Source organism: Methylorubrum zatmanii, from assembly GCF_014845115.1.
GTDB classification, from domain to species: Bacteria; Pseudomonadota; Alphaproteobacteria; order Rhizobiales; family Beijerinckiaceae; genus Methylobacterium; species Methylobacterium zatmanii.
Map to the genome: position 1 here is coordinate 1 of NZ_NKUI01000286.1, position 894 is coordinate 894.

An 894-nucleotide genomic window follows, 5' to 3' on the forward strand; every position below is an offset into this window, starting at 1 on the left:
AATCCTGCATAGCTCAGGGCCGGCTTGAGCGGGTGCTGCCCGAATGGGATCTGCCGTCCACGCCCGTCTACATCGTCACGACCTCGCGCCTGCTGCCTGCGAAGACCCGCTGCTTCATCGATTTCGCTATGAAGCAGTTGCCGACGATGCTCGCCGCCGCAACCGATGACGAGGATCGGAGCACCCGGCGCACGGATCAGGTCGGGGTGAGGCTCATCGCCCCGTGAGATCGTTCGCGCCGCCTCATCCGAACCTTGCTCGGCAGTCATACCGGCGGCGCCCCTGCGATGCCAGGGCAACGCAAGATTGTTCCACCTGCACAGAGAGAGGTTGAGGCAGTTTCTGTCGAGACGCTTCAACGAGGCTTCGGGCGAGCGTTTGTTCTGCTCCAAGAACGAGGCGAAGGCCGCGGGCTGGCGGGCACCGCGCGGGTGAGCGGCGGGACAGCTGATCTCTTTTCCGATTTCGGCCGGGCGAAATGCTCGCTCAGTAGGCCCGCGAGCGCCGGAAGCAGCCTTCGTGTGGCATCGTTGACGCCGTCGAGAGTTTTCGCTGTTGCTTCGGCTGCCGAACAATTGCGCTGGCAACTCCCGACGTGGCAGTCATTCCTTGAGGTTGTGCAGCGCTGCTAGGCTCGGCGCTTTCGAGGGCTGTGAGGACGCGATGCGTGGCTTGGTTCGATTCGCCGCTGCAGTCTGTGCGATTTTCGCAGTGGTAGAAGCTCGCGCTCAAGCTGACGTGAATACCCTCACTGAGGCTCAGAAGCGCAAGATCCACCTGCCTTACGTCAGAGCTGCAACGAACTGCATCTCTCAATCCTTGCTGATGGCTCCCGATGCAATCCGTCTAGCCAAGCAGGGGCAGTGGGCGGACGCGGAGCTATGCAGGATTTTA

Annotated in this window: 1 protein-coding gene and 1 pseudogene; both read left to right on the plus strand. The window is 62.0% G+C overall.

Going from position 1 to position 894, the window contains the following annotated elements; genetic code table 11:
• Window positions 1-227: pseudogene (locus MZTS_RS23595) on the plus strand (LysR family transcriptional regulator); the annotation flags it as partial.
• 436 nt (window positions 228-663) lie between these two features.
• Window positions 664-894, plus strand: a 231-nt coding sequence (locus MZTS_RS25020) for a hypothetical protein (RefSeq protein WP_210329495.1), incomplete at its 3' end; no start/stop codon positions are given.